This window comes from Azoarcus olearius, assembly GCF_001682385.1.
GTDB classification, from domain to species: domain Bacteria; phylum Pseudomonadota; class Gammaproteobacteria; order Burkholderiales; family Rhodocyclaceae; genus Azoarcus; species Azoarcus olearius.
In genome coordinates this window covers 1,169,497-1,188,543 of the sequence record NZ_CP016210.1, presented here as the reverse complement: position 1 = coordinate 1,188,543, position 19,047 = coordinate 1,169,497, and the positions used below count along the sequence as shown (strand labels likewise).

Annotated in this window: 18 protein-coding genes and 7 tRNA genes; 3 read left to right on the top strand and 22 right to left on the bottom strand. The window is 65.0% G+C overall.

The genetic code is table 11. The annotated features are described in order from the left end of the window. Positions 1-58: 58 nt before the first annotated feature. From dqs_RS05590 to dqs_RS05525, 14 genes are all read right to left on the bottom strand, one after another. On the bottom strand, positions 59-910 hold the full coding sequence (locus tag dqs_RS05590) for a 3-hydroxybutyryl-CoA dehydrogenase (RefSeq protein WP_065339904.1): 852 nt from the start codon (positions 908-910) through the stop codon (positions 59-61). A gap of 214 nt (positions 911-1,124) precedes the next feature. Beyond that, positions 1,125-1,201 (bottom strand) — tRNA-Asp (locus dqs_RS05585). A 60-nt stretch (positions 1,202-1,261) separates the two neighbouring features. After that, positions 1,262-1,337: transfer RNA gene (locus dqs_RS05580), tRNA-Glu, on the bottom strand. Positions 1,338-1,346: 9 nt separating this feature from the next. Next, positions 1,347-1,422 (bottom strand) — tRNA-Ala (locus dqs_RS05575). 86 nt (positions 1,423-1,508) lie between these two features. Next, positions 1,509-1,585, bottom strand: a tRNA-Asp gene (locus dqs_RS05570). 62 nt (positions 1,586-1,647) lie between these two features. Continuing rightward, positions 1,648-1,723, bottom strand: a tRNA-Glu gene (locus tag dqs_RS05565). Positions 1,724-1,743: 20 nt separating this feature from the next. Then, positions 1,744-1,819, bottom strand: a tRNA-Ala gene (locus tag dqs_RS05560). A gap of 86 nt (positions 1,820-1,905) precedes the next feature. Further along, positions 1,906-3,312, bottom strand: a complete 1,407-nt coding sequence (locus dqs_RS05555; RefSeq protein WP_065339903.1) for an FAD-binding oxidoreductase — start codon at positions 3,310-3,312, stop codon at positions 1,906-1,908. A gap of 23 nt (positions 3,313-3,335) precedes the next feature. Beyond that, the gene (gene rssA / locus dqs_RS05550) at positions 3,336-4,277 is read right to left on the bottom strand and encodes a patatin-like phospholipase RssA (RefSeq protein ID WP_050976099.1); all 942 of its coding nucleotides are present in this window, start codon (positions 4,275-4,277) and stop codon (positions 3,336-3,338) included. A gap of 20 nt (positions 4,278-4,297) precedes the next feature. Then, the gene (gene rimO / locus dqs_RS05545) at positions 4,298-5,629 is read right to left on the bottom strand and encodes a 30S ribosomal protein S12 methylthiotransferase RimO (RefSeq protein ID WP_065339902.1); all 1,332 of its coding nucleotides are present in this window, start codon (positions 5,627-5,629) and stop codon (positions 4,298-4,300) included. A 61-nt stretch (positions 5,630-5,690) separates the two neighbouring features. Then, on the bottom strand, positions 5,691-6,320 hold the full coding sequence (gene phaR, locus dqs_RS05540; protein ID WP_011764758.1) for a polyhydroxyalkanoate synthesis repressor PhaR: 630 nt from the start codon (positions 6,318-6,320) through the stop codon (positions 5,691-5,693). 120 nt (positions 6,321-6,440) lie between these two features. Continuing rightward, positions 6,441-7,181, bottom strand: a complete 741-nt coding sequence (gene phbB, locus dqs_RS05535; protein ID WP_011764757.1) for a beta-ketoacyl-ACP reductase — start codon at positions 7,179-7,181, stop codon at positions 6,441-6,443. Positions 7,182-7,372: 191 nt separating this feature from the next. Then, entirely contained in the window at positions 7,373-8,113 is a 741-nt protein-coding gene (gene phbB, locus dqs_RS05530; protein ID WP_011764756.1) for a beta-ketoacyl-ACP reductase, read from the bottom strand. 110 nt (positions 8,114-8,223) lie between these two features. Further along, positions 8,224-9,966, bottom strand: coding sequence for a PHA/PHB synthase family protein (locus dqs_RS05525; RefSeq protein WP_065339901.1), 1,743 nt, complete (start codon positions 9,964-9,966; stop codon positions 8,224-8,226). A gap of 87 nt (positions 9,967-10,053) precedes the next feature. Between dqs_RS05525 and dqs_RS05520 the strand changes: the two genes are divergently transcribed. Next, positions 10,054-10,275, top strand: coding sequence for a hypothetical protein (locus dqs_RS05520; protein ID WP_065339900.1), 222 nt, complete (start codon positions 10,054-10,056; stop codon positions 10,273-10,275). Positions 10,276-10,313: 38 nt separating this feature from the next. Here the strand turns inward: dqs_RS05520 and pgeF are convergent, their stop codons facing one another. Together pgeF and rluD are read right to left on the bottom strand one after the other, a co-directional pair. Continuing rightward, positions 10,314-11,075 carry a peptidoglycan editing factor PgeF gene (gene pgeF, locus dqs_RS05515; protein WP_157108150.1) on the bottom strand — a complete coding sequence of 254 codons (762 nt, stop codon included), beginning with the start codon at positions 11,073-11,075 and terminating at the stop codon, positions 10,314-10,316. Beyond that, positions 11,072-12,046, bottom strand: coding sequence for a 23S rRNA pseudouridine(1911/1915/1917) synthase RluD (rluD, locus tag dqs_RS05510; RefSeq protein WP_236778736.1), 975 nt, complete (start codon positions 12,044-12,046; stop codon positions 11,072-11,074). The genes pgeF and rluD overlap by 4 nt, the downstream gene beginning before the upstream one ends. A gap of 13 nt (positions 12,047-12,059) precedes the next feature. Between rluD and dqs_RS05505 the strand changes: the two genes are divergently transcribed. Further along, positions 12,060-12,869 carry an outer membrane protein assembly factor BamD gene (locus dqs_RS05505; protein WP_011764751.1) on the top strand — a complete coding sequence of 270 codons (810 nt, stop codon included), beginning with the start codon at positions 12,060-12,062 and terminating at the stop codon, positions 12,867-12,869. Between the two features lie 46 nt (positions 12,870-12,915). On the opposite strand, the gene dqs_RS05500 is transcribed toward dqs_RS05505, so the two are convergent. The 6 genes from dqs_RS05500 to dqs_RS05475 all read right to left on the bottom strand — a co-directional run bounded on the left by dqs_RS05500 (position 12,916) and on the right by dqs_RS05475 (position 18,476). Further along, complete coding sequence (locus tag dqs_RS05500) at positions 12,916-14,064, bottom strand: alpha-hydroxy acid oxidase (RefSeq protein ID WP_011764750.1); 1,149 nt, start codon at positions 14,062-14,064, stop codon at positions 12,916-12,918. Between the two features lie 78 nt (positions 14,065-14,142). Continuing rightward, the gene (locus dqs_RS05495) at positions 14,143-15,078 is read right to left on the bottom strand and encodes a LysR substrate-binding domain-containing protein (protein ID WP_065339898.1); all 936 of its coding nucleotides are present in this window, start codon (positions 15,076-15,078) and stop codon (positions 14,143-14,145) included. A gap of 103 nt (positions 15,079-15,181) precedes the next feature. Continuing rightward, positions 15,182-15,258 (bottom strand) — tRNA-Pro (locus dqs_RS05490). 23 nt (positions 15,259-15,281) lie between these two features. Next, complete coding sequence (gene ispB / locus dqs_RS05485; protein ID WP_065341651.1) at positions 15,282-16,250, bottom strand: octaprenyl diphosphate synthase; 969 nt, start codon at positions 16,248-16,250, stop codon at positions 15,282-15,284. 173 nt (positions 16,251-16,423) lie between these two features. Further along, positions 16,424-17,173 (bottom strand): glycerophosphodiester phosphodiesterase, encoded by a 750-nt coding sequence (gene ugpQ / locus dqs_RS05480; RefSeq protein WP_065339897.1) that lies wholly within the window; start codon positions 17,171-17,173, stop codon positions 16,424-16,426. Positions 17,174-17,177: 4 nt separating this feature from the next. Next, a complete protein-coding gene (locus dqs_RS05475; protein WP_011764746.1) occupies positions 17,178-18,476 on the bottom strand; it encodes an extracellular solute-binding protein in 1,299 nt (432 codons plus the stop codon). 192 nt (positions 18,477-18,668) lie between these two features. Here dqs_RS05475 and dqs_RS05470 point away from each other — a divergent pair, with 192 nt between their 5' ends. After that, positions 18,669-19,043 carry a hypothetical protein gene (locus dqs_RS05470; RefSeq protein ID WP_011764745.1) on the top strand — a complete coding sequence of 125 codons (375 nt, stop codon included), beginning with the start codon at positions 18,669-18,671 and terminating at the stop codon, positions 19,041-19,043. Positions 19,044-19,047: the final 4 nt, after the last annotated feature.

The following is a 19,047-nucleotide window of genomic DNA, read 5'->3' as shown; positions in this document are numbered from 1 at the left end:
AAAGCCACCCCAGGGTGGCTTTTGTATTTTCTGTAGCGCCTAATTTAGGCGAGGCGCCTCAGGCGTAGTCGAAGAAGCCCTTACCCACTTTCCGACCGAGGCGGCCCGCTTCAACCATTTCAACCAGCAAGGGCGCCGGCCGGTACTTGGGATCCTTGAATCCTTCGAACAGCACCTGCATCACCGCCAGTTCGACGTCGAGACCGATCAGGTCGCACAATGCCAGCGGACCAATGGGATGGTTGCAACCCAGCTTCATCGCCTCGTCGATCTCCGCGGCGGTGGCCAGCCCCTCGCCGAGGGCGAAAATCGCCTCGTTGATCATCGGGCACAGCAGTCGGTTGACCACAAAGCCCGGGCTGTTGCGCACTTGCACGGGCGTCTTGCCGACCGCCTTGGCTGCGGCTTCGACCGCGGCGTAGGTAGCATCCGAGGTCTGCAAGCCCCGGATCAGTTCAACCAGCGCCATCATCGGAACCGGGTTGAAGAAGTGCATGCCGACAAACTGCTCGGGGCGCTTCATCGCGGCGGCCAACTTGGTGATGGAGATCGAAGACGTATTGCTGGCGACGATTGCGTCGGCCTTCACGACCGAATCGAGCTGGGCGAAGATTTTCAGCTTCAGATCGAGATTCTCGGTGGCGGCCTCGATCACCAGATCAACATCCGCCATTGCGCCCAGATCGGTCGACGTCTTGACTCGGCCAAGTGCCGCAGCCTTCTCGTCGCCGGTCATTTTCTCCTTCTTGATCAAACGATCGAAACTGCCCGAGATCGTCTGCACACCCCGCTGCAGCGCAGCGTCGGCAATATCGGTCATGACCACGTCGAAGCCCGCGACCGCGAAAGCCTGGACGATACCGTTGCCCATCGTGCCGGCACCCACTACACCTACTTTCTTGATGCTCATTGTGCTGTCTTCTCCTTTCTTGATCGACGCAGCGGACGAACCAATCCATACCGATGCGTATGGAAAGAAATGTAGCTTATCACTACGCTTTTAGCCATACATATGGTCGACTCCCCGTCTTGGCGGGGTTCTGCTGACGGCAGAAGGGGAAGATGGTTGCGCCAGGAGGCGCAGAAAAAAATATGGGAGCCCGAAGGCTCCCATATCTATTGATTGGCGGAGTGGACGGGACTCGAACCCGCGACCCCCGGCGTGACAGGCCGGTATTCTAACCGACTGAACTACCACTCCGCGCTGACCTGCAATCGACTTCCGTCGATTTTGTGCGCATTACATCAATGCGCACTTTATTGGCGTCCCCACGGGGATTCGAACCCCGGTTATCGCCGTGAAAGGGCGGTGTCCTAGGCCTCTAGACGATGGGGACCTGAACCTTTGGTGGAGGTAAGCGGGATCGAACCGCTGACCTCTTGCATGCCATGCAAGCGCTCTCCCAGCTGAGCTATACCCCCACAACAAGCCGGCGATTATAGCTTTCGGTTAAGCTCACCGCAAGCACTTCGCTACTTCCTAGCTGCAGTTTCACCTGCAGAAAAACTGGCGGAGTGGACGGGACTCGAACCCGCGACCCCCGGCGTGACAGGCCGGTATTCTAACCGACTGAACTACCACTCCGCGCTGACCTGCTGCCAACCTTGCGCTGGCGTCGCGCGCTGACGTTGTCAGCACGCCTTGTTTGGCGTCCCCACGGGGATTCGAACCCCGGTTATCGCCGTGAAAGGGCGGTGTCCTAGGCCTCTAGACGATGGGGACTGAGGTACTACCACTTCGACTGGTGGAGGTAAGCGGGATCGAACCGCTGACCTCTTGCATGCCATGCAAGCGCTCTCCCAGCTGAGCTATACCCCCGTCGAAAGAGCGCGCATTATAGGGTGACATTACGTCGCTGTAAAGACGGCAACGCGAGAATTTTCGGTTTCGCTGCCGCAGCGGAATCAAAGCACCTTTCCGGGATTCATCAGGCGCGACGGATCGAAGGCATTCTTTATTGCCTCCATCATGTCCATCTCGACCGTACTCTTGTAACGGCGGATCTCCGCTCTCTTGAGCTGTCCCAGGCCGTGCTCGGCGGAAATCGAACCGCCCAAGGCATCGACCAGATCATGGACGATCCGATTGACGTCCTCGGTGCGGGCGATGAACGAGGCGTTGTCGTCGGTTTCACTACGTGAAAGGTTGTAGTGCAGATTGCCGTCACCGATGTGACCGAATGCCACGATGCGCACCCCGGGCCACTGCGATTTGAGGCTGACATCCGCCCGCTCAAGAAACTCGGCGATCCGGCTCACCGGCACCGACACGTCGTGCTTGATGCTCACGCCTTCGATGCGCTGCGCTTCCGAGATGTTTTCACGCAGCGCCCACAGCGTCTGGGCCTGCCCAAGGCTGGACGCGACGACCGCATCGAGGACCAGCCCGGCCTCCATCTCGGCCCCTAATGCGCCGGCGAGGGTCTCGGCCAGCCCCTCTCCCTCGAGGCTGTCGCTCAGTTCGATCAGAACAGCCCACTGGGTGGGCGCACTGAAGGGATCACGAGCCCCGGGGATGTGCTTCAGCACGAGATCGAGTGCCGGCCGCCCCACGAGTTCGAAAGCGCTGATTCGGTCACCGCAGTGATGGCGCAGGCGTCCAAGCAGACGGACCGCTGCAGCAGGGTCGGACACGGCAGCCCAGGCCGTCGCAAACCCGCGGGGCGCGGGAAACAACTTCAGCACTGCGGCGGTGATCACACCCAAGGTTCCCTCGGCGCCAATGAAAAGGTGCTTGAGGTCATAGCCCGTGTTGTCCTTGCGCAAGCCTCGCATCCCGTCCCAGATCCGCCCGTCCGGCAGCACCACCTCGAGCCCCAGCGTCAGTTCGCGCGTATTTCCGTAGCGCAGCACCTGCACCCCGCCGGCGTTGGTGGACAAGTTTCCGCCAATGGTGCAACTGCCCTCCGACGCCAGCGACAAGGGGAACAGCCGCTCCGCTGCCGCCGCGGCCTCCTGGAGCGCAGCAAGGGTGCAGCCAGCTTCGACCGCCACGGTGTTGTTGTCCGGATCGAGGGAGCGGATGCGGTTCATCCTGGTCAGGCTGAGCACGACCGCCACTCCCGCCTCCGAAGGCGTTGCCCCGCCACACAAACCGGTGTTGCCGCCCTGAGGAACGACGGGCACCGCGGCCGCATGGCACGCCGCCAGAACGGCGCTCACTTCAGCCGTTGCAGCCGGCCTGACCACCGCGCGCGCATGGCCGCGGTAGCGGCCGCGCCAGTCGGTCAGATAAGGCGCCATGTCGTCGGCGGTGGTAAGGACATTCGCCTCGCCGACGATACCGATCAGTTCCTCTACGATCCTGTCCATTCGCGCTCCTGACGCCTACGCCGTTAAGCCGACCCCGCCCTCCCGAGCGCATAGTCAAGCAAGGGGCGAACCCGGGCCACTGCGGCCTCCCCCTCCGCAATCGCTTCCGCCGCGCGGTGATAGTCGAGCAGCCCCAACTGGCCGACCCGCGGCGAAACCAGCACATCCGCCGGCTCTCCCGCGAGCCGGCTGCGGGCAATCCGCACCTGCATGACGTTGATGCTGGAACTGAGCACCGTGATGAGCGAGGGCAGATTGGCCTCGACTGCCGAATTGGGTCCGGCGGCCGCCCCGAAACGAAAGCGCGCCAGAAGGCGGTCGCTCCAGCCGCTCTCGGTTTCCTCGATGGGAGCCGGCTCTACCGCGGCGTGCTTCCACGCCCGCCCGACCATGTCGGACCCCAGATCCACCGCAATGACGAGATCCGCCCCCATCGCCCTGCACAGAGAAACCGGCACCGGATTGACCAAGCCGCCGTCGACCAGCACCTTGCCCCGATAGAGGACCGGCGTCATCAACCCCGGCAGCGCGATCGAGGCCCGCACGGCGGCGGAAACGCTACCCTCGTGCAGCCAGATCTCGCGGCCGCTTCCAAGCTCGGTTGCTACGCAGGCAAACCGGGTGGGCAGCTCCGAAAAGTCGCGGTCGACGAAATTGCGCTGGAAGAACTGGATCAGCCGCTCGCCCTTGATCAGCCCGCCGCGCAGACTGACGTCGAGCAAGGACACCACATCCTGCCACTTCAGCGACTGGGCCCAGTCGGTGATCTTGCCGAGGTCGCCGGAGGCCGCGGCCGCACCGACGAACGCACCGATCGAACAACCGCATACGACATCCGGCACGATTCCGTCCGCCGCGAGGGCGCGCAGCACCCCGAGATGGGCCCAACCGCGGGCTGCACCGCTCCCCAGCGCCAGACCAATGACGGGGCGCTCGGATGGGTTCAGACTGGGCAGACCGTCCAGACGCCCTCCTTCACGCGAAACTAGGCCACCCGCTCCGCGTAGAGATCATGGATATCGCAATCGGTGATGCGGACACGGGCGAAGTCTCCCGGCGCCAGTCCCTCGCCGTCCGGGATCACGACGAGACCGTCGATTTCAGGCGCATCTCCGGGCGAACGCGCAAGCGCCCCCTCCTCGTCGACATCATCCACCAGTACCGTCATCTCACGGCCGATCTTGGCCTCGAGGCGCAGCGTCGAGATGTCTTCCTGGAAATCCATCAGGCGCGCGCGGCGCTCTTCACGGACCTCGTCGGGGACGGCATCCGGCAAGTCGTTGGCCGCGGCGCCTTCCACCGGCGAGTAGGCAAACGCACCCACCCGGTCGAGCTGCGCCGCCTCCAGAAACTGCAGGAGTTGCTCGAAGTCCTCCTCCGTCTCCCCCGGAAAGCCGGTGATGAAGGTCGAGCGGATCGTAAGATCCGGGCAGATCTCCCGCCACTTGCGGACGCGCTCCAGCACGTTTTCTGCATTGGCGGGGCGCTTCATCGCCTTGAGGATGCGCGGGCTCGCATGCTGGAAGGGCACGTCGAGATAGGGCAGTATCTTTCCTTCCGCCATCAGCGGAATCAGGTCATCGACACTGGGATACGGGTAGACGTAGTGCATCCGGATCCAGATGCCCAGTTCGCCCAGGGCGTTGGCAAGATCGTAAAGCCTCGTCTTCACGGGCTTTCCGCCCCAGAAGCCGGTGCGGTACTTGACGTCGACGCCGTAGGCCGAGGTGTCCTGGGAAATGACCAGCAACTCCTTCACGCCAGCATCGGCGAGCGCCTCGGCCTCCCGCATGACATCGTGAATGGGCCGGCTTACCAGATCGCCGCGCATCGAGGGGATGATGCAGAAGGTGCACCGATGGTTGCAGCCCTCGGAAATCTTCAGGTACGCGTAATGCTGCGGCGTGAGCCGGATCCCCTGCGGTGGCACCAGGTCGGAAAACGGGTCGTGCGGCTTGGGAAGGTGGCGATGGACAGCCTGCATCACCTCTTCCGTGGCATGCGGCCCGGTCACCGCAAGAACCTGGGGATGAGCCGCAAGGATGACGTCGTCCTTTGCGCCAAGACAACCGGTGACGATCACCCGACCGTTCTCCGCCAGGGCCTCACCGATCGCATCCAGCGACTCCTCGACGGCCGCGTCGATGAAGCCGCAGGTATTCACCACGACCAGATCCGCGGCGTCATAGCTGCCGGAGATTTCGTACCCTTCGGCCCGCAGGCGCGTGAGGATGTGTTCCGAATCCGAAGTCGCCTTCGGGCACCCGAGGGATACGAAGCCGACGCGCGGCACGTCCTGGGTCTTGATATTGCTCATCTTGCTCGTGCCTGTCGCGCGGCCGCCCCGGATACCGGAGCCTTGAACGGCTGCCTTTGAGTTACTTGTCGGTACTGCCCTTGCCGGCAGCGGTGGCGTCTTCCGCCTTACCGGTCCGCTCGGTCTTGTCGCCGGCGTCGTCCTTCGCCGTTCCCTTCGCATAGGTGGGGAACTGGAAGCCGGTGAACATGTTGCGGGTCTGGCTCTCGACCTGCTCCTGCATCTGCTGGAACATCCGCTTCGATTGCTCGACGTAGGTGCCCATCATGCTTTGCAGCGCCGGCCCCTGGAAGTTCAGGAACTGGGCCCACAGGTCCTGTCCGACCGGGCTGTTGTCGCCGTAGATCGAACGTGCCTGCTCCTGCAGCTTGCCCTGCATGTCGGTAAAGGCCTTGATGTTGTTCTCAAGGTACTTGCCCATCATGCCCTGCATCGCATTGCCGTAGAACCGGATCATGTGCGCAAGCAGGTCGCTCGTGAACATCGGCGCCCCACCGGCCTCTTCTTCGAGGATGATCTGCAGCAGGATGCTGCGGGTCAGGTCTTCGTTGGTCTTCGCATCGACGACCTGGAATTCCTCATGGCCCAGCACGAGTTCCTTGACGTCGGCAAGCGTGATGTAGGAACTGGTGCGGGTGTCGTACAGGCGGCGGTTCGGGTACTTCTTGATCAGGCGCGGCTGTTCAGCCATGGTGTTCATCTCCTCGGTGGCGGTGGTCCGCTCTATGTGCGCGAAATTATACCGCGCAGCGAAATAAAAACCCCGCCACGGGACGGGGTTCGAGCATGCGCAACGACTCAGCCGTGCGCATCAGCACATATGCAGGCCACCATTGATGTTGATGGTGGAACCGGTGATGTAGCCGGCGAGTTCGGACGCGAGGTAGGAACACAGGCCGCCGATTTCTTCCGGCTTGCCGAGGCGCTTCATCGGGACCGAATCGGTGATCGCCTGGCGAATGTCGTCGCGGATCGCCATCACCATGTCAGTGCCGATGTAACCCGGGGCGATCGCATTGACGGTGACGCCCTTGGTGGCGAGTTCCTGCGCAAGCGCCTTGGTGAAGCCGAGCACACCCGCCTTGGCGGTGGAGTAGTTGGCCTGGCCGGCCTGGCCCTTCACGCCATTGACCGAGGAAATGTTGATGATCCGTCCCCAGCCACGCTCGGCCATTTTCGGCGAGATGTGGTGGGTAACGTTGAACAGGCTGTTGAGATTGGTGTTGATAACCGCATCCCACTGGCCCTTCTCCATCTTCGGGAAGAACTTGTCGCGGGTAATGCCGGCGTTGTTCACCAGGACGTCGACCGGCCCGACTTCAGCCTCGATCTTTTCGACCATGGCCTTGCAGGACTCGTAGTCGGACACGTCGCCTTCCGCGGCGACGAAGTCGAAGCCAAGTTCCTTCTGCTTCGCCAGCCACTCGTCCTTCTGGGGAAAGCCGGGCAGACAGTTGGCCACTACCTTGATGCCATCCTTGGCGAGCGACTGACAAATTGCAGTGCCCAGGCCGCCCATGGCGCCGGTAACGAGTGCGACTTTCTGGCTCATCGTCGAATCCTTGTACAACGGTTAAGGGAATCACCGCGGCGCCCGCGACGGGCTATGCGGAACGTACGATCGCCGCCGCAGCGCGGCAACGACTACCGCGCGCATTATAAACAGGTTCGAGTGGGGTTGTTGCAGCGCAAAAGGCGGCGCCCTGCCCCCGCACGGGCGGCGGGGGGGGCGCCGCCGGCACATCAGAACATGTGCTGGCCGCCGTTGATGGAGATGTTGGCGCCGGTTACGAAAGCCGCCTCGTCGGACGACAGATACGCCACCAGCCCGGCGATTTCCTCGGGCTTGCCGAGGCGGGATACCGGGATCTGCGGCAGGATCTTGGACTCCAGGATCTCCTGGGGAATCGCCATCACCATCTTGGTACCGATGTAACCCGGCGAGATGGTATTGACGGTGACGCCACTGCGCGCGACTTCCAGTGCCAGCGCCTTGGTGAAGCCGTGCATACCCGCCTTCGCGGCGGAGTAGTTCGTCTGCCCGAACGCTCCCTTCTGGCCATTGACGGACGACACGTTGATCACCCGCCCCCACTTGCGCTCGACCATGCCGTCCATGACCTGCTTGGTCATGTTGAACACCGAATCCAGGTTGGTGCTGATCACCGCGTCCCAGTCGGCCTTGGTCATCTTCTTGAACGTCATGTCACGGGTAATACCCGCGTTGTTCACCAACACGTCGATCGGACCGACCTCTTCGGTGACCTGCGCGATGCAGGCCTTGCACGAATCGAAATCGGACACGTCGCAGGGGTAGCCCCTGAAGCCGTAGCCCATGTTGTTCATGGCCTGAAGCCATTCGGCAGCCTTGCTGTTACCGGGCGAGTAGGTGGTCACCACACGGTAGCCGAGTGCTGCGAGCTTGATGCAGATCGCTTCACCCAGTCCGCCCATCCCGCCAGTAACCAGTGCGACTCGAGACATGGTTTATCTCCTCTATCTTGTGTTGTCTCGGGGGGGTAGCAAGCTCGACTGACGGCGCCCTCCCCGTCGTCGTCAGTCGACCAGATCCCGGTTTTCCGCCTGGAAGCGCGCTAGGCCTTGTCCTTCACATAACGCCCAGGAGCGGGCTCGATAGGCGCGTACTTTGCATTGCCCAACCGACCGCGAGCGGCCACGGTCTTCCCCCGATGCGCGGTCAACCACTGCGCCCAGTGCAGCCACCACGACCCTTTGTTCTCGACCGCCTGCTCCAGCCACTCCTCGGGGTCCGCACTCTTCGCGTCGCTGGTCCAGTAGCTGCGGCGATTCTTCGAGGCCGGGTTGATAGCCCCGGCGATATGACCGCTGGCGCCCAGCACGAAGGTCGTTTCTCCCCCAAGCAGGTGGCGACCGAGATAGGAACTCGCCCACGGAACGATGTGGTCCTCGCGCGCGGCCATCACATAGGCAGGCGCATCCACCTTGCCGAGGTCGACCTTGTGGCCAAGCATCTTGAGCTTGCCCGGCACGCGCAGGTTGTTCTCCAGATACATGTTGCGCAGGTACCAGGTCAGGAACGGCCCCGGCAGGTTGGTGGAGTCCGAATTCCAGTACAGCAGGTCGAAGGCCTGCGGCTTCTGCCCCTTCAGATAGTTGCCGACCACGTATTGCCAGACGAGATCGTTGGCGCGCAGCGACGAAAACACGTTGGCCAGTTCCTGTCCCCGCAGGATGCCGCCCTTGCCAATCGCGGCCTCGCGCGCCGCCACGCTCGCCTCGTCCACCAGGCAACCCAGTTCGCCCGCATCGGCGAAATCGAGCAGCGTGGTCATCAGGGTCAGGCTCTGCACCGGGTCCTCCCCGCGCGCGCGGGCGACGGCGAGTGCCGAGGTCAGAATGGTGCCGCCGACGCAGAAGCCCAGCACGTTCGGCTTTTTGACGCGCGTGACCGCGCGCACGACGTCGAGCGCGGCGAACACGCCCTTGTCGAGATAGTCATCCCAGGTGAAGTTGCCCTCGTCCGGCCGGACGTTCTTCCACGACACCAGGAACACCGTGTGCCCTTGCTCGACGAGGAAGCGCACCAGCGAATTCTCCGGCTGGAGATCGAGGATGTAGAACTTGTTGATGCAGGGCGGCACGATCAGCAGCGGAACCTGGGCCACCTTGTCGGTCAGCGGCGCGTACTGGATCAGCTGGATGAGTTCGTTCTGATAGATCACCGCACCCGGCGACACCGCCAGGTTGCGGCCGACCTCGAACGCCTCGTCGTCGGTCATCGAGATCCGGCCCTTCTCGAGGTCGGCAATCAGGTTCCTGACCCCGGTCGTGATGCTTTCGCCGCGCGTTTCGAGTGCGGTACGGATGAACTCGGGATTGGTCGCAGCAAAGTTGGTCGGCGCGAGCGCATCGATGTACTGCCGGGTCAGGAACTGGATGCGGGATTTCGCGCGGCCATCGGCAATCGGCAAGGCATCCGCAACCTCCTTCAGGAAACCCGCGTTCAACATGTAGGCCTGGCGGACATAGTCGAACACCGGGCTGTCGGCCCATTCCGGGGCGTTGAAGCGCTTGTCTGCCTCGACCGCCTTCACGACGGGGGCAACCGGCTGCTGCGGTTTGCGCCCGAGCATCGACGACCACAGGGCGAGGTGCTTCTCGGCGAAATCGTGCTGGAGACGGGAGAAGGTTTCGGTTTCGGGCAGTGGCAGCGGCGGCACGCCTCCCCCGCCGGAATCCGCCACGGCCGAGTGCTGTTTGGCGATATTGTCGAAAAATGTCTGGGCCATGGCCTGGCCCGCCAGGAGCATCGCCTGCATGGCCGCAGCCGCCTGCCCTTCGTTCGAATTGGACATCTGCCCCTCCTAAGCCGAGGCCGCCAGCAGCCCCGATAGTTTCCGTCGTCGCCTCGTCCGCGCAGCCCGCGGAAGTACAATCGAGGCATGTACCTGATCGCCATCGCGTGGCTCTACGTAGCCCTGCTCGCCGCGGTATCCGACGATACCGTAGTCGGCGGCGTGCTCACCTTCATTTTCTTCGGACTTGCGCCGCTGGCACTGTTCTTGTGGTTGTTCGGTACGCCCGCCCGGAGGCGCCACAAGGCGGCACGTTCGGCGACGGACGACAGCCTCAACGATAGAGCCGATTCCGGGCGCGATCAATAGCGTTCATGCTGGAGTGATAAGCCGGCGCGAGGTGCCGCTTACGCATGGTCTTCGCGCCAGATCAAGGATGCAAAGCGCCCCGTCGCGCCGTCGCGCCGATAGGAATAGAAGCGCGCAGCGTCGGAATACGTACAGGTGTCGCCGCCGTGGACGTGCATGACGCCCATGGCGGCAAGGCGACGGCGTGCGAGCTGGAAAAGATCGGCCAGCCACTTTCCCGACGTTCCCGCCGGATGGAAGGCGCTGGCCGCGCCCGCATCCGCACTGACGAAAGCGGCCCGCACCTCGTCACCGACCTCGAACGCAGCCGGGCCGATGGCCGGCCCGAGCCAGGCCAGGATGTGAGCCGGCGGCACCGCCATCCGCGCCACCGTCGCTTCGAGCACTCCGGCGGCAAGCCCCCGCCACCCGGCGTGCGCCGCGGCCACCACGGTTCCCGCGTCGTCGCTGAACAACACCGGCAGGCAATCTGCGGTCATCACCGCGCAGACAACGCCGGGTCGCCGCGCGACCGCCGCATCGGCAACCGGCACGCCGTGCGCGCAATCCGCGTCCGCGACATCGACGCCGTGCACCTGGTCAAGCCAGCACGGCGCGGCGGGTAGCGCGGTCTGCAACAGCGCCCGGTTCGCGGCCACGTCCGCCGGCCGATCGCCCACGTGGGTGCCCAGATTGAAGCCGTCATAGGGTGCAGCGCTGTGCCCGCCCCGACGTGTGGTCAGCAAGGCGCGCACTCCGGGCGGCAAGGGCCACGCCGGAACGATGACGGTTGACGCCAGAGACAGGGGAAACGTGGTCATGCGTCTGCCCGCCCGCCGACCTTCTCGAGCAAGGCGGCGAAGTCGGCCGGAAGCGGCGCGGACCACACCATGTCCTCCCCCGACGCAGGGTGCAGCAAGCCCAGCCGGAATGCGTGCAAGGCCTGTCGCGAAAACCCGTCCACCCGGGGATCCGTCACGCGACGGGGGCCATACACTGGATCGCCGACGAGCGGGTGGCCGAGGTGCGCCATGTGTACCCGGATCTGGTGCGTGCGCCCGGTCTGCAACCGGCACTCAACCAGGGTCAGTCCGTGCAAGCGCTGCCGCACGGCATACCGTGTCAGCGCCGGCCGGCCCCCGGGCACCACTGCCATGCGCGTGCGCTGCACCGGGTGGCGATCGATGTCGGCATCGATTTCGCCATCACTGGCGATGTCGCCATAGACCAGCGCGTAGTAGTGGCGCGCCACCGTGCGCTGCTGGAGCTGGCGCACCAGATCGGTCTGCGCCTCCAGCGTCTTTGCCACCACCATCAAACCGGTGGTGTCCTTGTCCAGCCGATGAACGATGCCCGCCCGGGGCAAGCCCGCGAGCGCCGGGGCGTGGTGCAACAGGGCATTGAGCAGCGTACCGCTCCAGTTGCCGCTGCCCGGGTGGACCACGAGCCCCGCCGGCTTGTCGATGACGAGGATCGAGGCGTCCTCGTACACGACATCGAGCGGAATCGCCTCCGGCTCGAACGCCAGTTGCTCGGGCAAGGGTGGCAGCCCTGCCACGACCAGTTCCTCGCCGCCATGCACCTTGTGCTTGGCCTGGCGCTCCATACCGTCCAGCCGGATCAGCCCATCCTTCAGCCAGGCCTGCAGGCGGCTGCGCGAATGCTCGGGGAAAAGCCGCGCCAATACCTGGTCGAGGCGGGCGCCGGCCAGTTCGACGGGAACCCGGCGGGGCGCTGGCAGGGAAGCCCGGGCGTCGGGGTCGCCTGGGCTATAATCCTCGGGTTCATTCAAGTGAGTGTTATCGATGGCTAGGTTCACCTTGGGAAGTGTAGCGGGAAAATTCGCCCTGATCGGCGCGTTGCTGCTTGGCGCCTGCAGTTCCCTCCCGGACGAAATCGACGAAACCTCAGGCTGGAATGCGCAGAAGCTGTATGCCGAAGCCAAGGCCTCGATGACCGAAGGCGGCTACGATCGCGCGATCAAGCTGTTCGAAAAACTGGAAGCGCGCTACCCCTACGGGCGCTTTGCGCAGCAGGCCCAGATCGAGGTCGCCTACGCGCACTACAAGTCGGGTGAGCCGGGCCTGGCGCTGGCCGCGGCAGACCGCTTCATCAAGCTGCACCCCAATCACCCCAACGTCGACTACGTCTATTACCTGAAGGGGCTGGTGAACTTCAACGAGGATCTGGGCCTGCTGGCCGGGATTTCCAACCAGGACCTGTCGGAACGCGATCCGAAGGGCGCACGCGAAGCCTTCGACACCTTCCGCGAGTTGGTCACGCGCTTTCCCGAGAGCAAGTACGCAGAAGACTCGCGTCAGCGCATGCAGTACCTGGTGAACTCGCTGGCAGCGCACGATGTGCACGTCGCCCGCTACTACTACCGCCGCGGCGCCTTCATCGCGGCCGCGAATCGCGCCCAGACCGCGGTGGCAACCTATCCGGGAACGCCCGCGACCGAGGAGGCGCTGTACCTGATGGTGAAGAGCTACGAAGCGCTCGGTTTGAAAGACCTGCAGGGCGACGCCGAGCGCGTGCTGCAGAAGAACTTTCCCAACAGCGTCTATTACTCGGGCGGCCCGCCGGACCGCCGGCCGTGGTGGCAGCTCTGGTAAGCCCAGCACCGCAGAAGAAGCGCCGCATTCGCGGCGCTTTCTTTTTTCAGGCGCGCTCCAGCAGCACGCGCCGATCGACCTTGCGGATGTCGGTGTGGCCGCAGAAGGCCATGGTCAGGTCCAGCTCCTTGCGGATCAGCTCCAGGCTCTTGGCCACGCCGGCCTCGCCCATGGCCCCGAGGCCGTAGAGGAAGGCACGGCCGATCAGGGTGCCACGCGCGCCCATCGCCACGGCCTTGAACACATCCTGTCCGCTGCGGATTCCGCCGTCCATCCACACTTCGATCGACTTTCCCACGGCGTCGACGATGCCGGGGAGGGCGTGGATCGACGATGGTGCGCCGTCGAGCTGGCGCCCGCCGTGGTTGGACACCACCAGTGCATCTGCGCCGCTGTCGGCGGCCAGGCGCGCGTCCTCGGCATCCATGATTCCCTTCAGGATCAGCTTGCCGCCCCAGCGCTTCTTGATCCATTCGACGTCCGCCCAGCTCAGCCCCGGATCGAACTGCTCCGCCGTCCAGCTCGCCAGTGAGGACATGTCGCCCACGCCGCGGGCATGGCCGACGATGTTGCCGAAGCTGCGCCGCGGCGTCCTCAGCATGCCGAGGCACCAGCGCGGCTTCGTCGCCAGATTGATCAGATTGGCCAGGGTGGGCTTCGGCGGCGCCGAAAGGCCGTTCTTCAGATCCTTGTGGCGCTGACCGAGGATCTGCAGGTCCAGGGTCAGCATCAGCGCCGAACACCTCGCCGCTTTGGCGCGATCGATCAGGCGTTCGACGAAGTCGCGGTCGCGCATCACATAGACCTGGAACCAGAACGGGGCCGTGGTATGGGCCGCGACGTCCTCGATCGAGCAGATGCTCATCGTCGACAAGGTGAAGGGCACACCGAACTTCTCCGCCGCGCGCGCGGCGAGGATCTCGCCGTCGGCATGCTGCATCCCGGTCAGTCCGGTCGGCGCGATCGCGACCGGCATCGCGACCTCCTGGCCGGCCATCGTGGTACGCAGCGTGCGCCCATCCATGTTCACCGCCACCCGTTGACGCAGCTTGATCGACTGGAAGTCCGCCTCGTTGGCGCGGTAGGTGCTCTCGGTCCACGAGCCGGAATCCGCGTAGTCGTAGAACATGCGCGGCACGCGCTTGAGCGCCAGACGGCGCAGATCGTCGATGCAGGTGATGGGTGCAGCGGGCATGGATGGACGTCCTCGGAGTTGGCGTTGGCAATGGCCGCCATCATCGCCACCGGCGCCGCGCCGATGTCGGAATATTGTTCAGGGCGCGCCAGAAACAAGTTCAGCCGCTTCCCGCTCCACCGCGGCGCACACGGCCCGCAGCCAGTTTTCGAACGCGGCGCGCACGTCCCGCGCCGTCTCGCTGAGCGAGGCCGGCTGCGGGGCAAGGAAGTAGTGCGTCCGGCTGGGCGGCGCCACGTCGAACAGCGCCACCAGCGCGCCGCTGCGCAGCCACTGCCGTGCAAGACTCGGACGTCCGAGCGCGACCCCCTGCCCGCACACCGCGGCTTCAAGCAGCAGCCCAAGGTCGACCAGCCGCGCACCACGCGCCGGTTCCGGCCAGTCGAGGCCCGCCGCCGCGAACCACTGTGTCCACGGCTCGAGCGGGGTGCGCAGCAGGCGCAGGCGCTGCAGATCGGCCGGCCGCGTCAGCGGGCCGGTCTGTGCAAGCAGCGCAGGAGCGGCCATCGGCAGCAAAACGTCCCGGATCAGTACGTCGCCGCCGTGATGCTGAGGGCCGCCGTGCCGGATCTCCACATCGACGTCAGCCGAGGCGGCGTCCAGGTAAGGCACGCTGAGAACGATCTCAAGCTCCACATCGGGATGCTCGGCAACGAAACCGTCCAGTGCCGGAACCAGAATCTGGCGCGCGAAGGTGGGCGGGGCGCACACCCTCAGCCGCGTCATCCGCTGCACTGCGCGGCGGTGCAGCGGCATCGCCGCCAGCAGACCAAGCGCGGCGCGCACCTGCTCGAGGTATTCCCGCCCGGCAGGGGTCGGTACCAGCGTCTTTCCGCTGCGGCTGAAAAGCAGCGCGCCGACCAATTCCTCCACCGCGGCAACGCGCTTGCTGACGGCGCTCGCCGTGACGCTCAGTTCGTCCGCAGCGCGCTCGAAGGTGCCAAGCCGCGCCGCGGCCTCGAATGCACGCAGACCTTCGATCGACGGAAAACGTACATCGGGGCGGACAGGCATCGGCAGCGACGGGCGTTGATGAATGCGTCGAAGGCTATCCGGGCGCAGGAAAAAAACAAAGGGGTCAAGAACGTATTCTTGACCCCTCGTTTAGCGGGAATTCTGGTCGGGGAAAGAGGATTCGAACCTCCGGCCCCTGCGTCCCGAACGCAGTGCTCTACCAGGCTGAGCTATTCCCCGACTGGATTTGCTGCCGATTGAAATCAGTGATTTCTCTCAACTGCAAAGTCCGATAATTGTAGCAGCGATTCCTTGAAATTGGAAGGGGGCAATCCTTGCAATGCTGCAATTGCGCGATCGGCCTCTTCGCGCGCGTGGCGGCGCGTCACCTCGAGCGCCCCCGTCTGCTGGATCGCTGCGAGCACCGCGGCGAAATCGTCGCGGCCGCCGTTCTCGATTGCGCCGCGCACCAGGGCTGCCTGCTCCGCGCTGCCGTGCTGCATGACGTGGATCAGCGGCAAGGTCGGCTTGCCCTCGGCCAGATCATCACCCAGGTGCTTGCCGGTGTCGGCTTCATCAGCCGAGTAATCCAGCACATCGTCGATGAGCTGGAAGGCGGTGCCGAGGTGCATGCCGAAGGCGGCCATGCTCTCCTCGAGCGCCGGATCGGCGCCACCGAGGACGGCCCCAAGGCGCGAGGCCGCTTCGAACAGCTTGGCCGTCTTGTAGCGGATCACGCGGAGGTAGTCCTCCACCTCGACGTCGGCGTTATGGCAGTTCAACAGCTGCAGCACTTCGCCTTCTGCAATGATGTTCGTCGCGTCGGCAAGGATCTGCATCACCCGCATGCTGTCGACCTCGACCATCATCTGGAAGGCGCGGGTATACAGGAAGTCGCCCACGAGAACCGAAGCGGCATTGCCGAACAGCGCATTGGCCGTCTTGTTGCCGCGCCTCAGTTCCGATTCGTCGACCACGTCGTCGTGCAGCAGCGTCGAGGTGTGGATGAATTCGACCACCGCGGCGAGACGATGATGCTGTGTGCCCTGGTAGCCGACCGCGCCGGCGCTGAACAGCACCAGCGCGGGGCGCAGGCGCTTTCCGCCGCTGTTGATGATGTACTCCGCCACCTGACGGATCAGCACCACGTCGGAATAGAGGGCCTTGCGGATGAGCGCATCGACCGCCTGCATGTCGGCTGCGATCGGCGCGAATAGCTGCTGGACGGACAAGACGGCGGTGCTCGTGGAAAAACCGGGATGGTAGGGGTGCCCGACAACGCGCGTCAACACGGCCTCCGGGCGGAAGCCCTACTCCGAAAGTAAGATTGTGAACGTGCCGGCGCAGGCCCGCCCGGTGTGTCGGCAGGGCATACGGGGAAGTGCCGCGGCGTGAAGTGCGAGCGTCATTGGACGAAAGGTGGGGCCAGGAAACGCTCGGGATGGTCGGTCACCACGGTGTCGACGCCGAGCGCCAGCCACTGTGCGGCGCGCGCCGGGCTGTTTTCGGTGTAGATCGCCATGTGCAGTCCGGCAGCGCGGATGGCGGTCACGTCGCCCGGGTCCAGGCCCTCACACGAAACGTGCAACGCCACCGCCCCCAGGGCGGCGCAGCGGTCGCGCCAGTCGGCCGGAACGCGCTCCACCAGCAGCGCACGCAGAAAACCCGGCGCTGCGTCAGCGGCCGCAACAAGTGCGCGCTCCGAGAAAGAGGACAGCACCAGGTGCGGCGCAAATGTCGCCCAGTTTGCAGTCAGCGCACGCCCCACCACCGCACCGGTTTCGGCTTCACAGCCGGTGGAAGGCTTGAGTTCCAGATTGACGGCGAGCCCCAGCGCCGCGCAGCGCGCCAGCGCGGCGTCGAGCCGCGGCACCGGCTCTCCGGCGAATCGGGCGCAGAACCGGCTGCCGGCGTCGAGGCAGGCAAGCGCACCGTATGTGGTCTCGCCCACCGGACCGCTGCCATCGGTCGTGCGCTCCAGCGTTTCGTCGTGGATCAGCACCGGTATGCCGTCGGCGCTCAGCATCACGTCGAACTCGACGCCGCGGCAGCCGAGGGCAGCTGCGGCGTTGAGGCCCGCGAGCGTGTTTTCCGGGGCAAGGCGGCCGCCGCAGCGGTGCGCGAGTACGCGCGGCAGCGGCCAGCCGATCGTCATCGCGTCAGATGCCGGAGGCGCGCGCCACGGCGGTGTCGAGCGCTTCCTTGGCCGGCTTGCGATCGGCCCACACCGCGGCGAGTTCCTCGTCGAGGATGCGACGCACCTTCTCACGCTGCATGACCGGCTGAGCCGAGGACGCGGCGGTCGCGGGCTTGTTGGTCAGCTGGGCGACGGCAACCCGGACGTTCTCCAGGTCCGGCCCGAGCAGATCGCTTTGCGCGGCCAGCAGGCCGGCGCGATTGAGCGGCAGGTAGCCGGTCTCGCGCTGCCAGGCGACCTGGTTTTCCGGTTGCAGCCAGAAGCTCACGAAGCGCGCCGCGACCTTGTACTCGGCGGGCTTCTTCCCCGCAGCGGCCCACAGCGCGGGACCGTCTGCAATCGTGTTCTGCGGTGCGCCCGGGAAGTCGTCGTAGTAGGGCAGGCGCATCACACCGACGTCGGCTCCAGCCTTGCGGAAATCCGTCCAGCTGGCCGACGGTGCCGCGATCACGGCGCATTCACCGGCGGCGAAGCGGCGCTCGGCATCGGCGCGATCGAAGATCTGCAGATAGCGGGCGCGATACCAGCTGGCCATCATCGCGACGTGCTTGACCTGGAACATGCCGTTGAACGACGGCGCCTGGGCCTTGCCGCGCTCCGCGGCGACCGGCTCGTTGTGCCAGGCGCTGAGGTTCTCGACCATCACGCGCGCGGGCTCGGCAACCGTATAGGGGCACTGGTGCCCGCTACCGGCCAGACGGCCCAGCGTCTGCTGCAGGTCGAACCAGGTGGACATCGTGGCGCTGTCGGGATTGAGGCCGGCGCGGCGGAAGGCCTCGCGGTTCACGAACAGCACCGGCGTCGTCAGCCCGATCGGCAACGCCAGCACCTGCCCCTTCGCATCCACGGGGGTGCGGGTCATCATCGCGGGCGGGCGCAAGGTCTGCAGCGGCACGCCGGCTTCCTTCATCAGCGCATGCACCGGCTTGTAGCGCGGTTTGCCGGCTAGGAAACTCTCCTCGTCATCGCCTTCCAGGATCAACAGATCCGGAGCGTCGCCGCTGCGCCAGTCGCGCTCCACCAGAACAACCTGGGCATCGTTGTTCTGCGCATTGAAACGTGCCACCAGGCCTTTAAGCGCCTCGGCGCGATCGGCCGGCAGGTGGTGGAAGAGTTCGATCGCGACCGGCCCTGCCGGCGCCGCGGGGGCCTTGGCCGCCTTTGCCGGGGCTGGCTTGGAGGACGCGGCCATGGCCGGCAGCGCGGCGGCCAGCGCCAGCGGGAGAGTGAGCAATCCGATCTTGAGGGTTCGCAGGTTCATGGATGTTCGTTCGTGAAACAAAAGGAAGGTGGCGTCGACCGACACCGCCGGGAGCGCCTGCGATTATATTTCCGCTACCGTCAAAGCGACGTTAAAGCGTGTGAGCAAGCTTACGGAAGACGCCCATTTTCCGGATCAAGCTTTGGCGCCTGCTGTCGTTATAGAAGTCAAACCTGCCAACCGTCTGCCTCCATGCGCGCCATCCGTCGTTTCCCACTCCTGCCGGCCATCCTGTTTGCGCTTCCGCTCCTGACGGCGTGCGAGCAGGTCGGCGAGTTGCTCGAACTTCCGAATCCGAAGAAGGAAGCCGCGCAGGCCGATGCCGAAGGCCGCGCGATCGGCAGCGCCTGCCGCCACGCCGGACGGTCGCTGGAAGACTGCTACGTCCTCAACCCCGGCGCGCAAAAAGCCGCGGTGTTTGCCGGCTGGCGCGACATGAACGACTACATGATGGAGCACAAGCTCGACGTCGTTCCGTCGCAGCTGCCCCAGGTGCCACCGCAGCCCAAGGCGGCTCCCGCCCAAGCGGCGGAAGCGCCCGCCGCGGCGCGGGCCGCCCAGCACTGAAGGC

Bases quoted from the DNA above. Each gene is read 5' to 3' on its own strand.
- dqs_RS05590 (WP_065339904.1), bottom strand. From the start codon at position 910: ATGAGCATCAAGAAAGTAGGTGTAGTGGGTGCCGGCACGATGGGCAAC.
- dqs_RS05555 (WP_065339903.1), bottom strand. From the start codon at position 3,312: ATGGACAGGATCGTAGAGGAACTGATCGGTATCGTCGGCGAGGCGAAT.
- rimO (WP_065339902.1), bottom strand. From the start codon at position 5,629: ATGAGCAATATCAAGACCCAGGACGTGCCGCGCGTCGGCTTCGTATCC.
- phaR (WP_011764758.1), bottom strand. From the start codon at position 6,320: ATGGCTGAACAGCCGCGCCTGATCAAGAAGTACCCGAACCGCCGCCTG.
- phbB (WP_011764757.1), bottom strand. From the start codon at position 7,181: ATGAGCCAGAAAGTCGCACTCGTTACCGGCGCCATGGGCGGCCTGGGC.
- phbB (WP_011764756.1), bottom strand. From the start codon at position 8,113: ATGTCTCGAGTCGCACTGGTTACTGGCGGGATGGGCGGACTGGGTGAA.
- dqs_RS05525 (WP_065339901.1), bottom strand. From the start codon at position 9,966: ATGTCCAATTCGAACGAAGGGCAGGCGGCTGCGGCCATGCAGGCGATG.
- dqs_RS05520 (WP_065339900.1), top strand. From the start codon at position 10,054: ATGTACCTGATCGCCATCGCGTGGCTCTACGTAGCCCTGCTCGCCGCG.
- pgeF (WP_157108150.1), bottom strand. From the start codon at position 11,075: ATGACCACGTTTCCCCTGTCTCTGGCGTCAACCGTCATCGTTCCGGCG.
- dqs_RS05505 (WP_011764751.1), top strand. From the start codon at position 12,060: ATGGCTAGGTTCACCTTGGGAAGTGTAGCGGGAAAATTCGCCCTGATC.
- dqs_RS05500 (WP_011764750.1), bottom strand. From the start codon at position 14,064: ATGCCCGCTGCACCCATCACCTGCATCGACGATCTGCGCCGTCTGGCG.
- dqs_RS05495 (WP_065339898.1), bottom strand. From the start codon at position 15,078: ATGCCTGTCCGCCCCGATGTACGTTTTCCGTCGATCGAAGGTCTGCGT.
- ugpQ (WP_065339897.1), bottom strand. From the start codon at position 17,173: ATGACGATCGGCTGGCCGCTGCCGCGCGTACTCGCGCACCGCTGCGGC.
- dqs_RS05475 (WP_011764746.1), bottom strand. From the start codon at position 18,476: ATGAACCTGCGAACCCTCAAGATCGGATTGCTCACTCTCCCGCTGGCG.
- dqs_RS05470 (WP_011764745.1), top strand. From the start codon at position 18,669: ATGCGCGCCATCCGTCGTTTCCCACTCCTGCCGGCCATCCTGTTTGCG.